Annotated in this window: 13 protein-coding genes; 5 read left to right on the plus strand and 8 right to left on the minus strand. The window is 58.1% G+C overall.

The window, feature by feature from the left end:
• The first annotated feature begins 179 nt into the window (after nucleotides 1-179).
• From YERSI8AC_RS19920 to YERSI8AC_RS19930, 3 genes are read left to right on the plus strand one after another with little or no spacing between them, the layout of a single operon-like run.
• Complete coding sequence (locus YERSI8AC_RS19920; protein WP_138799378.1) at nucleotides 180-1,343, plus strand: fumarylacetoacetate hydrolase family protein; 1,164 nt, start codon at nucleotides 180-182, stop codon at nucleotides 1,341-1,343.
• A gap of 46 nt (nucleotides 1,344-1,389) precedes the next feature.
• Nucleotides 1,390-2,691 (plus strand): L-fuconate dehydratase, encoded by a 1,302-nt coding sequence (locus tag YERSI8AC_RS19925; protein WP_138799377.1) that lies wholly within the window; start codon nucleotides 1,390-1,392, stop codon nucleotides 2,689-2,691.
• Nucleotides 2,691-4,115, plus strand: a complete 1,425-nt coding sequence (locus YERSI8AC_RS19930) for an FAD-binding oxidoreductase (protein WP_022521903.1) — start codon at nucleotides 2,691-2,693, stop codon at nucleotides 4,113-4,115. Before YERSI8AC_RS19925 ends, YERSI8AC_RS19930 begins: the two co-directional genes overlap by 1 nt.
• Before the next feature lie 14 nt (nucleotides 4,116-4,129).
• Here YERSI8AC_RS19930 and hpaI read toward each other — a convergent pair whose 3' ends face one another.
• The 5 genes from hpaI to YERSI8AC_RS19955 form a co-directional block, all read right to left on the minus strand.
• Nucleotides 4,130-4,900, minus strand: a complete 771-nt coding sequence (hpaI, locus tag YERSI8AC_RS19935) for a 4-hydroxy-2-oxoheptanedioate aldolase (protein WP_022521902.1) — start codon at nucleotides 4,898-4,900, stop codon at nucleotides 4,130-4,132.
• Nucleotides 4,901-4,916: 16 nt separating this feature from the next.
• Nucleotides 4,917-6,212: a TRAP transporter large permease gene (locus YERSI8AC_RS19940; RefSeq protein ID WP_009287487.1), complete on the minus strand. Its 1,296-nt coding sequence runs from the start codon at nucleotides 6,210-6,212 to the stop codon at nucleotides 4,917-4,919.
• A complete protein-coding gene (locus tag YERSI8AC_RS19945; protein WP_022521901.1) occupies nucleotides 6,209-6,751 on the minus strand; it encodes a TRAP transporter small permease in 543 nt (180 codons plus the stop codon). Before YERSI8AC_RS19945 ends, YERSI8AC_RS19940 begins: the two co-directional genes overlap by 4 nt.
• Before the next feature lie 123 nt (nucleotides 6,752-6,874).
• Nucleotides 6,875-7,855 carry a TRAP transporter substrate-binding protein gene (locus tag YERSI8AC_RS19950; RefSeq protein ID WP_022521900.1) on the minus strand — a complete coding sequence of 327 codons (981 nt, stop codon included), beginning with the start codon at nucleotides 7,853-7,855 and terminating at the stop codon, nucleotides 6,875-6,877.
• A gap of 309 nt (nucleotides 7,856-8,164) precedes the next feature.
• Nucleotides 8,165-9,064 (minus strand): LysR family transcriptional regulator, encoded by a 900-nt coding sequence (locus YERSI8AC_RS19955; protein WP_022521899.1) that lies wholly within the window; start codon nucleotides 9,062-9,064, stop codon nucleotides 8,165-8,167.
• 148 nt (nucleotides 9,065-9,212) lie between these two features.
• On the opposite strand from YERSI8AC_RS19955, the gene YERSI8AC_RS19960 reads away from it, so the two are divergent.
• A complete protein-coding gene (locus YERSI8AC_RS19960) occupies nucleotides 9,213-10,418 on the plus strand; it encodes a CaiB/BaiF CoA transferase family protein (RefSeq protein ID WP_159177382.1) in 1,206 nt (401 codons plus the stop codon).
• Nucleotides 10,419-10,428: 10 nt separating this feature from the next.
• Nucleotides 10,429-11,358, plus strand: coding sequence for a hydroxymethylglutaryl-CoA lyase (locus YERSI8AC_RS19965; RefSeq protein ID WP_159177383.1), 930 nt, complete (start codon nucleotides 10,429-10,431; stop codon nucleotides 11,356-11,358).
• A 28-nt stretch (nucleotides 11,359-11,386) separates the two neighbouring features.
• On the opposite strand, the gene YERSI8AC_RS19970 is transcribed toward YERSI8AC_RS19965, so the two are convergent.
• The 3 genes from YERSI8AC_RS19970 to YERSI8AC_RS19980 are packed head-to-tail and all read right to left on the minus strand — an operon-like array spanning nucleotide 11,387 to nucleotide 15,908.
• Nucleotides 11,387-12,847 (minus strand): aldehyde dehydrogenase family protein, encoded by a 1,461-nt coding sequence (locus YERSI8AC_RS19970; protein ID WP_159177384.1) that lies wholly within the window; start codon nucleotides 12,845-12,847, stop codon nucleotides 11,387-11,389.
• Between the two features lie 9 nt (nucleotides 12,848-12,856).
• Nucleotides 12,857-14,515 (minus strand): 5-guanidino-2-oxopentanoate decarboxylase, encoded by a 1,659-nt coding sequence (locus YERSI8AC_RS19975; protein ID WP_236557359.1) that lies wholly within the window; start codon nucleotides 14,513-14,515, stop codon nucleotides 12,857-12,859.
• Nucleotides 14,516-14,525: 10 nt separating this feature from the next.
• Nucleotides 14,526-15,908, minus strand: coding sequence for a YjiH family protein (locus tag YERSI8AC_RS19980; RefSeq protein WP_159177385.1), 1,383 nt, complete (start codon nucleotides 15,906-15,908; stop codon nucleotides 14,526-14,528).
• Between the last annotated feature and the right edge of the window lie 65 nt (nucleotides 15,909-15,973).

Raw genomic sequence — 15,973 nt, forward strand, 5'->3', positions numbered from 1 at the left:
TCCTCTAGATAGATTTAACTATCGACCCGAAATGGAGCGGTGCGCTAAAGTAAGCAATGAACTGGCATACCTGTCATACAAAGCGACATCTATAACATGATAGGCGATGGCGTGTTTAGCGCCAGTCGCCTCCCACTGCTAACGATTAAAACTAATTCTAAGAGCGAATGGAGAAGTACATGAATCCACTTTCATCGACGGACACACTTCCCGCCGACCTGGGTAACGCGCTGCTGGTTGGCCGCGTTTGGCTGGAGGGCAGCCATCCTGGCCCCGCGCTAGTGACCGTCAACAACGGTCAGGTGATCGACATTACCGCCTATGGGCCCACCATGGCTGACCTGCTGGAACGCGACGACCTACAAGCGGTAGTGCAGCGAGCGGAAGGCCCCAACCTAGGTAGTGTCGAGGCACTGCTGGAAAACTCTCAGTTACCCCAACCACAAGCGCCCTACCTGCTAGCCCCCTGCGATGTTCAGGCCGTTAAAGCCTGCGGCGTCACCTTCGCTGTGAGTTTGTTAGAGCGAGTGATCGAAGAGCAAGCGGGCGGCGACCCGGCACGAGCGGTGGAGCTGCGCAACGACCTGCAGGCACTGATCGGCACCGACCTTTCCAAGATTGCGCCGGGTTCTGAAGAGGCGATGTCGCTTAAAAAAGCGCTTCAAGCGCGCGGTGGGTGGTCACAATATATGGAAGTCGGCATCGGCCCCGATGCGGAGGTATTTACCAAAGCCCAGCCACTCTCATCAGTTGGTTTTGGCACCCCGGTGGGCTTGCACCCGTCCTCGCAGTGGAATAATCCCGAGCCGGAAATTGTCCTGGCAGTAGATAGCCACGGCCAAGTGCGCGGCGCGACTCTGGGTAACGACGTTAATCTGCGCGATGTGGAAGGGCGCAGCGCTTTGCTGTTAGGTAAGGCAAAAGACAACAACGCCTCCTGCTCCATTGGCCCCTTCATTCGCCTATTTGATGACCATTTCGATATCGACAGCGTGCGCAACTGCCAGGTATCGCTACGTATCGAGGGTGAGGATGACGACTTCTTGCTCCAGGGCGAGAGCGATATGCGCGAAATCAGCCGCGACCCGCTGGACTTGGTAAGCCAAACCATCGGCGACCACCACCAATATCCGGATGGTTTTATGCTGTTCCTCGGCACCATGTTTTCGCCCATTCAGGATCGCGACGGGGAAGGCCAGGGTTTTACCCATCATCTGGGTGATCGCGTCACCATCGCCACCCCGGCCCTGGGCGCCCTGGTCAACCAGGTAGGCAGAAGCGATCAATTGCCGCCCTGGACCTACGGTATTCGCGAACTGATGCGCCACTTAGCGCGCCGCTGATTCTAACAATCAATACGCCACTCATATCACAGCCTAGGAGCGCACAATGACAACCATCACTCGCGTCGAGATCCAGGATATTCGTTTTCCCACCTCGCGTTCTCTGGATGGCTCGGATGCCATGAATGCCGCGCCGGACTACTCCGCCGCCTACGTCATCCTGCACACCGATGACGCCAGCCCCGAGGGGCACGGCTTAACCTTTACCATTGGCCGCGGCAACGAGATTGTGGTGACCGCTTTGCACTCCCTAGCGCCGCTGATCGAGGGACGAACGCTTGAGTCGATAACCGACAACATGGGCACGTTCTGGCGAGAAATTACTGGCGACAGCCAGCTGCGTTGGATTGGCCCCGATAAAGGCGCAATTCACCTAGCCACCGCCGCCATCGTCAACGCCGTGTGGGATATGTGGGCGAAAAACGAAGGTAAGCCGGTGTGGAAGCTGCTGGTGGATATGACCCCGGAACAGCTGGTGCGCTGCCTTGATTTCCGTTTCGTCACCGACGCGCTAACGCCGGAAGAAGCGATCTGTCTGCTGCGCCGTCAGGCCTCCGGCAAAGAAACCCGCGAAGCCGAAATGCGCCACGATGGCTACCCCGCCTACACTACTTCAGCGGGCTGGCTGGGTTACAGCGACGAGAAAGTGCGCGGTCTGGCGCGTGAAGCGCTGGCTGAAGGCTGGACTCATTTCAAACAGAAGATTGGCGGCGACATTGAAGAGGATGCCCGCCGAGCGGCGCTGCTACGCGAAGAGATCGGTTGGGACAACGTGCTGATGATGGACGCCAACCAGGTGTGGGAAGTCGACGAGACGATCACCAAGATGCGTCGGCTGGCCGAATTTGACCCGCTATGGATAGAAGAGCCCACCAGCCCTGACGACATTCTCGGCCACGCCGAAATCCGCCACCGGGTTGCGCCTATCGGCGTCGCCACTGGCGAGCACTGTCACAATAAAGTGATGTTCAAGCAGTTCTTCCAGGCGGATGCCATCGACTATTGCCAGCTCGATGCGGCACGTTTGGGCGGGCTTAACGAAGTGATTTTAGTAACGCTGATGGCCGCCAAGTTCGGCGTGCCAATTTGCCCCCACGGCGGTGGCGTCGGGCTGTGTGAGTACACCCAGCATATCTCCCTGTTCGACTATATCGCGGTATCCGGCAGCCTTGAAGGTCGCGTGCTTGAATATGTGGATCACCTGCACGAACACTTTATTGACCCGGTAGTAATCAACCGTGGCCGCTACCAAGTGCCTGAAGCGCCAGGTTACAGTATCGCCATGCACGCAGAATCCCAAGCACAGCACCGCTTCCCCGAGGGCGCGGCCTGGAAGGAAGAGAAGTAATGACAGACACCACCTCCTTTCTAAATGAGCTAACCAGCCTGCTCGGCGAGCGAGGCTTGCTGCGCGAGCCAGACGCCATAGCGCGCTACATTAGCGACTGGGCGGGAGATACGCTGGGCACACCACTGGCGGTGGCCCGTCCGGCTAACACGGAAGAAGTCGCCGAGGTGGTAAAGCGCTGCTACGCCCAAGGAATCGCGATGACGCCACAGGGCGGCCATAGCGGTCTGGTGGCGGGCGCCTTGCCCGCCACCAACGGTCAGGAGTTGGTGATCAGTCTTGAGCGCTTAAATAGCGTGCGCGCCATTGATCCGATTAACTTCACCATTACCGTAGACGCTGGCTGCATCCTTGAGAACGTCAAGCTGGCGGCTTTTGATCATGACTGTGACTTTCCGCTCTCGCTGGGCGCCCAAGGCAGTTGTCAGATTGGTGGAAATATTGCCACCAATGCGGGCGGGCTTAACGTACTCCGCTACGGCATGATGCGCGAGCTGGTGCTGGGGCTTGAAGTGGTGCTGCCCGATGGGCGCGTCTGGGAAAGCCTGAATGCGCTGCACAAAGACAACCGCGGTTACGACCTTCAGCAATTGTTTCTGGGTAGTGAAGGTACGCTGGGTATTGTTACGGGCGCAGTGTTAAAGCTTTCACCACGCACTACCCAGAACCGGACTGCTCTACTGGGCCTACCCTCCATCCAGGCGGTCATCGACCTGTATGGTCTGGCGCGCCGGGAGTGCTGCGACCTGCTGACGGCTTTTGAGCTGATTCCTCGCCGCTGTATCGAGCTGGCGATTGAAGCAACGCCAGAGCTGCGTGACCCGCTTGAAGACGCGTACCCCTGGTACGTGCTGATGGAAGTCGCGACCACGGGGCCAGTGGATCTGGGTTCGATGTTGGAAGCGCTGCTGGAAACCGGCATGGAGCGCGAGCTGGTGCTGGATGGCGCGCTGGCTTCCAGCGACACCCAATCCGCCCAGCTATGGCAGTTCCGCGAAAGCATGCTGGAAGGCCAACGGCGGCGCGGAGAGCACCTGCGTACCGATATCTCGGTGCCCATCTCGGCGATACCCGACTTCGTTACCCGCGCCAGTGACGTGGTCATGGCCGCTTCCCCCGAGTGCGAAATTATTGCCTACGGGCATGTGGGTGACGGCAACCTACACTTCAATATACTGCCGCCCACGGCAATGGCGGATAGCGATAAGAAAGCCCACCTGCACGACTTGGAAGAGCGGCTGTTTGAAGTGCTCGACGATTTTCACGGTAGCATTAGCGCCGAGCACGGCATTGGCCGCACCAAGCAAGCGCCTTATCTGGCGCGGCTATCGCCGATTGAGCGGGAGCTGATCAACGGGGTTAAAACCCTGTTTGACCCTAAAGGGCTGATGAACCCAGGTCGGATTTTGCCTGCCGTAGAGTAACCCCGACGCTTTGTTCATTCGTGCCTGAACCGCTCCGCCAGACCGCGCAGGGCATTGGCATAGAGCAGGGCATCGATACCCACCCCAACAAAGGTGCAGCCCGCTGCAAGATAGCCGCGGGCTGCCTGCTCATCCACCGTCACGATACCTGCGGCCTTCCCTGCCGCACGTATTGTGGTGATAGCATCGCTAATCGCCGCGGTGACGTCAGGATGACTGGCGTTGCCCAGGTGCCCCATTGAGGCCGATAAATCCGCCGGGCCAATGAACACCCCATCGACACCTTCTACTGCGGCGATTGCCTCCAGATTGGCAAGTGCCTGGGGGCTCTCTACCTGCAGCATTAGGCAGATTTCGTCATCGGCGCGGGAGAGGTAGCCTTCTGCCTGCCCCCAGCGCGAGGCGCGTGCCAGCACATGACCAACGCCGCGACTACCGCGGGGTGGATAGCGTGTGGCCGCCACCAGCTGGGCAGCCTGCTCAGCCGTTTCCACCATGGGGATTAACAGGTTCTGAACGCCAATATCCAGGTAGCGCTTGATCAGCACCGTATCCCCGGTGGGCGGGCGCACCACCGGGTGGCTGCCATAGGGGGCCAGTGCCTGTAGTTGGGCAAGCAGGCTCGATACATCGTTGGGAGCATGCTCGGCGTCAAGCAGCAGCCAGTCAAAGCCTGCCGTGGCGGCAATCTCCGCGGTGTAGGCGCTCGCCAAGCCGAGCCAAATCCCCGTTTGGGGCTGTCCCGCCAGCAGTTGCTGCTTAAACGTGTTGTGCGGCATTTTCATTCGCTTTCCTTTTACATCAATACCCCATAACGTCTGGCAGCCAAGTAGCCAGCCCCGGCACGGCGATGAGCAGTAGAATGGTGGCGATAATCGGCAGTAAGAACGGCATGATCGCCGTGACGACCTGGCCGTAGCGCAACCGTGTGATCCCCACCATCAGGAACAACACGGTGCCAAAGGGCGGGGTAATAACCCCTACTGAAAGCGTGATCACCATCACAATACCGAAATGCACGGGGTCTAATCCGGCACTTAGCGCCGCGGGAACCACAATCGGGGTAAAAATCAGGATGCTTTCAATCACCGACATAAAGCAGCCGATAAGCAGGAAGAACAGCGCAAAGCAGAGCAACAGCAGGATCGTTGGCATATCGATGCTGGCCACCTGCCCCGCCAACGCCTGAGGGATCCCCATACGCACCAGGATCCAGCCATAAAAGCTGGAGACCGCAATAATCAGCAGGATCACTGCACTGAACATCAGGGTACGGCGGAAAGCGTTATAGAGGTCTCGCCAGTTCAAGTCACGGTAGATCAGCCCGCCTAGAATTACCGCGTAGAGCGAGGCAATAGCCCCCGCCTCGGTGGGTGTGAAGAAACCACCCCAAATACCACCGACGATAATCGCCGGCATCATTAATGGCAAGATGGCACGCCTACCGGTGCGGGCGACTTCGCAAGCATCAAAGGGTGTGGGCTTGGGCATCACCACCTTGCCACTGGCAGCCAGTAGCACGGTCATCCCCATCAGCAGCAGCGCCATCAAAATACCCGGCAGTAGCCCCGCCATAAACAGCCCGCCAATGCTCACATTGGCTAACCAGCCGTACACAACCAAGGCAATACTGGGCGGCAGAATCGGCCCAATAACGCTGGAAGCAGCGGTAACACCGGTGGAGTAATCCAGCGCATAGCCACGCTCTTTCATGGCTTTGATTTCGATGCTGCCAAGCCCTGCGGCATCGGCAACGGCAGTGCCCGACATAGTGGCAAAAATGGAGCTAGCCACCACATTCGCGTGACCCAGGCCGCCCTTGGTAAAGCCCACCAGCGCGGTGGCGAAGTCGAAAATACGCGTAGTGGTGGAGCCAATATTCATGATGTTGGCGGCCAGAATAAACAACGGTATCGCCAGCAGAGTAAAGTTATTGAGCGTTTGCACCATGCGCAGCGGCAGTAACTCAACGGGCAGCCCACCGGTACCAGTAGCCACCAGGGCGATAAAGGAGGTCACGCCAATGGCGACCACCACAGGCAAACCAATGGCCATCAGTACTAACAGGCCACCGACGAAAATCAGTAGTTCGGTCATGGTTGAGAAGCCTCCTCTTCATGGGACGTTTCCAACCACGCCACCGGGCCGCGAAAAGTTTGCCAAAGGGCAATCAGCGCCATGCCCACAAAGCTGAAAAAGATGCCGTAATAGAGATAGCTGAAGCTGATACTTAACGAGACCGTTTTATTGTTGGCGCTCATGTCCGACATAATCCATGCCCCCCAGGCAGCAAGGGCAAAAAAACCGCAGGAAATCAGTGCAGTAAACCGGTACTGAATATTTTTACCCAGGCCTGAAAGCTTGTGACTAAACAGATCGACCACCAGGTGTTCACTGCGCACCCACGCCGATAGCGAGCCAAAGCCAATCGCGTAGATGGCCAACATAGACGCTACTTCTTCGGTCCAGGGCATGCCCAGCCCCAACAAGTCGCGGGCAATGACCGCCGCCACGATCAATAGCAGGATGGCCGCCATTAACGCCACGCCGACCCCATCGCACAGGCGGGTGACGCCGCGCAGCGTATAGAAAGCGATTCGATCCGGCCCTTGGCTGGGTGCTACAGCGTCTTCCACAGCAGAACTCCTTACCCTGACGTCTTTTTTTCGGTTATGAAAACTTATTTGTCTTGTAAAACTTATTTATCTTGAAGAACAACGACGGCCCAGTGGGCCGCCGCTGTTTCTGCCAAAGGAGGGTTACTCGCTCTGGTTACCCAGTGCATCCTCGCGAACGCCGTCGGCCATTTCGGCCATGACACGATCAATCGCCGGTAACGCGGCTTCGCGGAAAGCGGCAATATCAGGCTCAATAACCGTCATGCCTTCGTCCTGCAGTGCTTCCAGGTAGTACTCATCGAGTTCGCGCTCACGCTCGGTACCGTGCTCACGGGCGACATGAATGGCCTCTTCGATCAATGCCTGGTCGTCTGACTCAAGACCTTCCCACCAGCGCGCACTCGCCACCCAGTTCCACGGGAACTGCACATGGCTGGTCATAATGATGTGATCCTGCACTTCCCACAGGCGGCGGGTATAGGGCGATGAGAGCGAGTTCTCATGGCCGTCAACCTGACCGGTCTGCATGGCAAGGTAAATTTCGGGAGCGGGCACATTGACGACCTGGGCGCCGATCTCTTCCCACACTTCCATCCATACTGGCAGCGCAGGAAGGCGCATGCGGAAACCATCAAGATCTTCCGGGGTTTCGATGGCTTTATTGGCGGTCATGTGGCGCGGGCCGCGGTGCTGGGTGCCGAAGTATTTAAGGCCGCCCTGACTCTCCGCCTTTTCAATCAGTGCCTGGCCAGAGGGGCTCTCCATATAGGCATCGACTTCGTCCCAGGTTGAGAACACAAAGGGCACAGTAATGGCATCGTATTCAGGCGCGTACTGCTGGCGCCAGTTACCGCCAGTGATAGAGAGCTGGGTTTGACCAAGGTTCAGTAGTTCCAAAACGGCATTTTCGCCGCCCAATGAACCCGCCAGGAAGGGACGAACATCGAAACGACCCGGTGCCTGTTCTTCTAAGTACTCAGCAAAGCGCTCCACCGCTGCGCTTTCCGAACCGCCCTCACTCATGGTGTTGTTAACTTGGATTTCGATAGGATTCGCCAAGACGAACGGCGCCGTCGTTAGCATGCCTAGGGTAGCCAGCGTGGCAAGCAGTTGTTTCCGCATGGGATAGACTCTCTACGGTTGTCGTTATTGGGTGTGGTTCTTGTAACTTTCAGGTAACGCTTACGTGATCTTGAAACATGCATCCCAAGGGCTCAAATCGACGTTCAAGAAGGCTGACTTCGTAAAACACGATGGCTAGAAACGCTGCTATAACGGGCTTTTAAATCCATTCCATCACGGCCGTACGACCAAAGATGAATACCGAGCTCCTTTAATCAACCACTGTTTAGCTTGCTTTAGGCCATTGAAAGGGTAGCTATTGGAGCTTTGCTTTCTCAAACCACGAAGCCATAAGGAGAATTTCTTGAGCTATTGCTCATCCTCTTTCTGGGTAAGGTGATCCACCAAATGCCGGGCAGTCACATGCAACGAGGCATAGCGACGCATGCCAATCACCAGTTCGCGCTGAGCCCATGGATCGCTAAGCGGGATACTTTTAAGCTGTAAGTCTCCCAGATCACGATAGATGGTTTGCTCAGGCAGTACGCCAACACCCATACCATGGTGGATCATGCGGCAAATGGCATCGAAGCTGCGTACCTGAATACGCATTCGCAGCGCTTTACCCGCTAGGTTAGCCTGCTCGTTCAACAGCGACTGCAGCGAGGCATCCTGCTGCAAGCCGATAAAATCGAAAGCTAGCGCTTCATTAAAGGCGATGCTTTCACGCCCAGCCAAAGGATGATCGATAGGAGTCATTAACACGAGTCGATCTTGTCGATAGGAGAGCTGTTGAAGGTCGGGCGCCGCGACATGCCCAGCAAAGATACCGATATCGGTCAGTCCGTCGCGAACGGCAGCGATAATTTCGCTGCTGACCCGCTCCTGAAGATCAATTTTGATTTCCGGGTAGAGGCGTGAGAAGGCGCTGAGATCCTGGGGAAGAAAGGCAATGATCGCCGAAGTATTGGAGTGGATACGCACATGGCCGCGGACGCCTTCGCCATACTCGCTGAGCTCGGCCTGCAGGCGTTCAATGTTATCCATAATACGTCGGGCATGATGCAAAAACGCCTGACCTGCAGGAGTCAGTTCTACACCTCTGGGGCGACGATAGAGCAGCGTGGTGCCGACCAACGTTTCCAGGTCACTTATGCGTTTGCTCACCGCGGCGAGAGCTAAGTGTTCACGCTCCGCCGCCGCCGTCAGTCGACCTTCATCCGCCACGGAGATAAACAGTTTAAGGGTGACAAAATCAAAGCGGCGCATCCTACGAACTCCTTGAAAGCAAGCTCCCTATGGTAGCCCACACCTTCGCCAGCCACGAACCCTTTGTTACCCATTGCCTAATTGTCGCCCCTGATTAGCTCACGCATGCTGGCTAATAGTGAACACTCAATGATAAGAGAGAGCCTTAATGAATGCTTCCGAAGCGCGCCAGCTTCCGCTACAGGGCTTAAAAGTACTTGAGCTTGGCCAACTGATTGCAGGGCCTTTCGCCACCAAACTGCTGGGCGAATTCGGTGCCGACGTGATTAAAATCGAGCCCCCCGGCACCGGCGACCCACTTCGCAAATGGCGAATGATTGAAGACGGCACCTCGCTGTGGTGGCACGTCCAAACCCGCAACAAGCGCTCGGTCGCGTTAGATTTACGCAGCGAAGAGGGGCAAGGCCTGGTGCGCCAGCTCGCAGCCGAGGCCGATGTAGTGGTGGAAAACTTCCGCCCCGGCACCTTAGACAACTGGGGGCTAGGCTGGGAAGCGCTCTCCCAACTCAACCCACGCTTAATCATGGTGCATATTTCCGGCTACGGGCAAACGGGGCCTTACCGCGATAAGCCCGGCTTTGGGGTGATTGGCGAAGCCATGGGCGGGCTGCGTTACCTCACCGGCCAGCCGGGAGAACCCTCGGTACGCGTGGGGGTGAGCATCGGCGACTCGCTTTCCGCGCTCTACGCGGTGATTGGCACGCTACTGGCGCTCCAGGAGCGCAACCGCAGCGGCCTGGGCCAAGAGATCGACGTTGCGCTGTATGAGTCGGTATTTGCCATGATGGAGAGCCTGCTGCCGGAGTTCGATGCCAGCGGCCAAGTTCGCGAACCCAGCGGCAGCGCCCTGCCCGGCATTACCCCCTCAAACGCCTACCGCTGCCAGGGTGGCGATTACGTGCTGATTGCCGGTAACGGCGACAGCATTTTCAAACGCTTAATGGGCGTGATTGGTCGTGATGATCTGGCCAATGACCCGGCGCTGGCCCACAACGATGGGCGCAGCCAGCAAGCCGAGGCGATTGATGCTGCCATTCAGGCCTGGACGGCAGATCGTCCTCGGGATGCCATTCTGCAAGCCTTGGATGACGCCCGCGTGCCCGCCGGCTACCCCTACACGGCGGAAGATATCGCCTTTGATCCCCATTATTTGGCGCGGGAGATGATTCAAACGTTCACTCGCCCCAACGGTAAACCGCTAAAAGTACCCGGCGTACTGCCCAAACTGAGCGCTACCCCTGGGCGGCTGGGCGACGGCGGCCCCACGCTTGGCCAACATACCGACGACGTATTGGATGAGCTGGGCATTGATCACGAAACCCGCGCCAAGCTTCGCCAAGCGGGCATTATTTAAGGAACGCATCATGAACCAGCCAACCCCATGCCCCACTAAGATCGAAATCAACGAAGTCGCCCCCCGGGACGGCCTGCAGATTGAGGCACGCTTTGTGCCCACCGAAGAGAAAATCCGCTGGATCGATGCGCTCTCCACCACCGGCCTACGACGCATCGAAGCAACGTCGTTCACTTCACCTAAAGCGATTCCCAACCTGCGCGATGCCGCCGACGTAGTCACCAGCATTCAGCGTCGTGAAGGGGTCGATATCACCGTGCTGGTGCCTAATGTAAAAGGCACCGAGCGAGCGCTTGCCTGCCAAGTGGATGAGATCAATCTGGTGATGTCCGCCAGCAACAGCCACGGGCTGGCCAATCTGCGCATGACGCCAGAGCAATCCCTTGAACAATTCGCGGCGATTTTGGAGGTCAGCAAAGTCAGCGGTGCGTTTATCAACGCCTCGCTCTCCACCGCCTTTGGCTGCCCGTTTGAGGGCGAAGTACCCGAAGCACGGGTGTTGGAACTGGTTGAGAAGCTTATCGACCTTGGCATTCAGGGCGTCACGCTCTGCGATACCACCGGCATGGCCAACCCTGCCCAGGTCAAACGCCTGTGCGCAGCCGTGCTTGAGCGCTGGCCGGAAACGCCGTTCACTCTGCACTTCCACAACACTCGCGGCATGGGGCTGGCTAACGCCCTGGCGGCGTGGCAAGCAGGTATTAGCCGCTTTGATGCCTCACTAGGTGGGCTGGGCGGCTGTCCCTTCGCCCCCGGCGCTAGCGGTAATGTATGCACCGAAGACCTGGTGCATATGTTTGAAGCCATGGGCGTCGATACCGGTGTCGATCTGGATGCACTGCTTGAAGTCGCCGCCACCCTTCCCGACCTTATCGGCCATGATGTGCCGGGGCAGGTGGTAAAAGCCGGGAAATCGACTCGGCGTTATGCGATGCCATAAGTTCATGCCTAAAGCTCACGCCTAAGCGTTAGGCAGGCCCAATCACATGCTTCACTTCCAGATAAGCACTTAGCCCCCAAGGGCCTAGTTCACGCCCAATACCGCTGCGCTTGAAGCCGCCCCAGGCGGTTTCAGGTAGTACTAGCTGCTCGCTGTTGTACCAGATGCTACCGGCTTTAAGCTGGCGGCCAATGCGCTTTGCCCGCCCGGGGTCGCCGCTAATCACCGTGGCTGCCAGACCAAAGACGCTGTCGTTGGCAAGCTGAACCGCCTCAGCTTCGCTTGCCACGCTGTGTCCGCAGAGCACCGGGCCAAAAATCTCTTCCTGCCACAGGCGGCTTTCCACCGGCACATCGCGGTAAAGCGTGGGCGCCAGGAAGTAGCCCTTCTCTGGCAGCGAGCGGTGTTGCTCATCGCGCACTACCGTAAGACCTTCCTGTTCGGCAATATCTAAATAGCGCTGTACAGCGTCGCGCTGTTTGGCGCTGGTCAGTGGCCCTAAGTCAGTTCCTTCTGCAAGCGGGTCGCCCAGCGTTAGCACATCCATACGTTCGGCAAGTGCCGCATAGAGCCCTTCCGCTACACTTTCGTGCACTAGCAGCCGTGAGGTTGCTGAGCAGATTTGCCCAGCGTTGAAGTAGATACCGGCCATTACCCAGTCGGCGGCCTGGGCGGGGTCGGCGTCTTCCATCACCAGAATCGGTGACTTTCCGCCTAGTTCCAGAGAAACGCTGGCGGTACGGGCGCTTGCCGCTTGCATCACCGCTTCACCGACGCGGTTGCTGCCGGTAAAGGAAATTTTATCCACATCCGGATGGTTGGTCAGCGGTGCACCGATGCCCTCACCGTCGCCGTTTAGAAGGTTGAGCACCCCAGCAGGTAGGCCAATCTCTAGGGCTATTTCTGCCAGCACCCGCTCGGGGAGCGGCGTAATTTCGGACGGTTTAAGCACCGCGGCACAACCGGCCGCCAAGGCGGGCGCCAGCTTCCAGGCGCTGGTCACCAGCGGGAAATTCCACGGCGCGATCAGCCCCACGACGCCCACGGGGTCGTGATAAGTGCGCGCCTCAACGCCCTCCATTTCCACACTAACCAACTCGCCCTGGCGGGCATCCAGTGCCTTGGCCTGCCCGGCGTAGTAGCGATAGCAGGCAATGGCATCGTCTAGATCGATCTCCGCTTCTGCAAGCGGCTTGCCGTTGTTGGTCGCTGAAAGCGTGATAATCGAGTCTCGGCGCGTTGCCAGTGCATCGGCAAACCCCTCAAGGTATTTAGCCCGTGCGGTTCCGCCCAGCGCCTGCCAGGCGGGCTGCGCCAGCTTTGCAGCTTTGACGGCGGCGTCGACATCCGCGGCGTCACCTGCCGTAACCTGGGCAATCCGCTCTTCGCGGTAAGGATTCATCACGTCGAGCAGTCGGGTGCCCGCCGAGGGCACCCACTGGTTGTCGATGAATTGTTGATTGATAAGTTGCTGGCTGAGTGACTGCATGGAAATATCCTAGTCAGAAAATGCGCACGCACGCTGCCAGGCAGCGGCGTCAATTTCGATCAGTAGAGGCCCGCTGGTTTCCCGGTTGGCGAGCGCCTTGGCAAGTTCCACGGGGCTTTCTACCAGTACGCCGGGACAACCAAAGCCCTCGGCCAGGGTGAGGAAATTGGGCGCCTGAATATCCACACCCAGGCGCGCCACACCGTTGGCATCCATATAGCGACGAATCTCTTCGTAACCAGCGTTATGCCAGAGCACAATCACCACGGGCAGGCGCTCTTCTACGGCGGTGGCGATTTCCGAGAGCGTAAACATCACCCCGCCATCGCCCACCAGTGCCACCACCGGCAGATCCGCTCGCGCCAGCTGTGCGCCCAGCGACGCCGGTAGCCCATAGCCCAGGGTGCCGTAGCCGGTAGAGGCATTGAAGTAACGCCTGGGGGCCGGCTGGCTGACCAGGTGGTTACCGGCATACACCGGCGCGGTGGAATCGCCCACCAAAATCGCCTCAGGCAGATAATCAGCTAGCGTTTTATAAAGTGGCACGAAATCGCTAAAGGCAGGGTCGTTTTCCAGATTTAAAGCGCTCAAAGCCGCAGCGGTTCGCTCAATGCCATTACGCTTCAGCTTCTCGGGAAAGTGAACTAGCAAAAGCTCCATGCTACGCCCGGCATCGCCGACTAGCCCCAACGTTACGCGCTGGTTGCGCACCAGTTGCTCCGGGTCGAGATCGATACGAATCAGCGTGCCGTTGAGATGGAAGCCACCATCAAACACCACGTCGTAGTCGGTCTCGCCAAGCTCGGTGCCGACGGCCAGAATCACATCGGCATTGGCGGCTAATTCACGAACTGCGGGCAACGCGGCATTAGCGCCCAAATCGAGCGGATGGTCACGTCCTAGCAACCCTTTGGCGTTAATGGTCGTTACCGTGGGGGTATCGAGCTTTTCTACTAATGCTCGCGCTGCTTCTGGGGCTGAAGCGCATCCACCACCTAATAGCACCAGAGGTTGTTTCGCCGCGTGTAACAAGCGGGCGGCTTCGGCAAGCCCTTCTGGGTCAGGCGCGGCGCGGTAAAGCCTGGGCGCCTGCCAACTCACCGGCACGTTCACCGGTGCATTGAACAGGTCGATGGGAATTTCGATGTGCACAGGGCCCGGCCGCGCGCCGTTGAACACGGAAAAGGCCCGGGCCAGCACCTCGGGTAGCGTATTGGCGTCCAACAGCGTGTGGCTAAACCGTGCCACTCCGCTGATCATCTGCTGCTGGCTGGGCAGCTCGTGCAGCCGCCCCTGGTCCATGCCCAGCGTATCGCGGCGGTTAACGCTGGAGATTACCAGCATGGGGATCGAGTCCGCCAGGGCCTGACCCATGGCGGTCGCTATATTGGTCATCCCCGGCCCGGTGATAATCAGGCACACTCCCGGCTGGCCGCTGGCGCGGGCATAGCCGTCGGCCATAAACCCGGCGCCCTGCTCATGGCGTGGCGTCACGTGCCTCACATCGCTGCCTTCCAGGCCGCGGTAAAGCTCCACCGTATGCACGCCCGGGATGCCGAACAGGGCACGTACCCCGTAAGTATCGCGCAGTAGGCGGATCAATAACTCGGCACAGGTCATCGTCGCTTGATTGCTCGTTACATCAGTATTCGTTGCATCAGCGTTCATTACAGGCCCCTTAGAAGAAAAACGTATGGGCCATAAAGGCAATGATCGGCAGCGTAATGGCCGTACGCAGCAGGAAGATGGCGACCAGCTCCCAGAGCTTAATAGGGATTTTCGACTTGAGCAGCAGTGCGCCGATTTCCGACATGTAGATCAACTGGGTGAGCGACAGGCAGGCAATCACAAAGCGGGTGAGTTCGCTTTCGATATTGGTCGCCAGCACCGCGGGCAGGAACATATCGGCAAAGCCCACCAGGGTGGCGGGCGCCGCCGCTTCTGCCTCGGGAATCCGCAGCAGCTCTAGCACCGGCACCATGGGGTAGGAAAGCCAGGTAAACAGCGGGGTAAATTCCGCCAGAATCAGCGCCACCGTGCCAATAGCAAACACCAGAGGAAGTAAGCCGAGGAAAATATCCATCACGTTGAGGAGCGCCAAACGTGCCAGTTCACGGGGGCCGGGAGCACCGGCGGCGCGATTGGTGGCCTGAATCAGGCTGTAACGGAACAGACCCACTTTCTCCGTGCGCTCCTCATTCAGTTGGCAGCCCACCGGTTCGTAATAGTCATTGGATTTGCGCGACAGCGGCGGCAAGCGCGGCACAATGACCGCAGCGATTAACCCCGAAACCACTACCGTAAAGTAGAACTGCACAAACAGGTGGTTGATATCGACAAAGCTGGTGACGAGCAGCGCAAACGCAATCGACACCACGGAGAAGTTGGTGGCAATGACCGAGGCTTCACGGCGGTTATAGAATCCCTGCTCGTACTGCTGCGTGGTGATCAGCACACCGACGGTGCCCGAGCCCATCCATGAGGCGGTGGCATCGATCGCGCTGCGTCCCGGCAAATTAAAAATCACCCGAAACGGCTTACGTACCATACTGCCGATGAATTCCATAAAGCCAAACTCGACTAGAAACGGCAGCAGCAGCGCGGCAAAGAAAAAGAAGGTGAGCAGTACCGGCGCCAGGTCATTGAGCATCACGCCACCGGTAAAGGAAGCAGTCACGAACTCAGGCCCGAACTGAAAATAGGTCATCACAGCAAACAGCGCGCCTAAAACGCGCATCACCAACCACACTGGCCCGACATGAAACATTTCGTGCAGCATGCCCTTTTTGGCCCAGGAAGGGTTAGCTAGCTTGGCGTAAATCGTCGCTACCACCGACAGGCAGAGCACAACGACAGCAATGGCCGGCAGCGCCGAGCCCAGCAAAGCCTGCAGACTATCGGCCATGAGCCCCATGCCGATATTGATGGTATCGCCCACTTGAAAAGGGACGAGAAACAGCAGCACCCCAATTAGCGATGGAATGATAAATTTCAGTAAGTGCGCGCGGGGTATCGGTGCCGACGAGGTCGGCTGTTCCGATTTAACGTTGCTATACGACATAGGGGTCACCCATTGGAAGTGATTATTGGAGGTGGCTGGCGGCGTAGCTAGGTCAGTACTTTTTT

This window comes from Halomonas sp. 113 (assembly GCF_904067645.1).
Lineage (GTDB): Bacteria > Pseudomonadota > Gammaproteobacteria > Pseudomonadales > Halomonadaceae > Vreelandella > Vreelandella titanicae.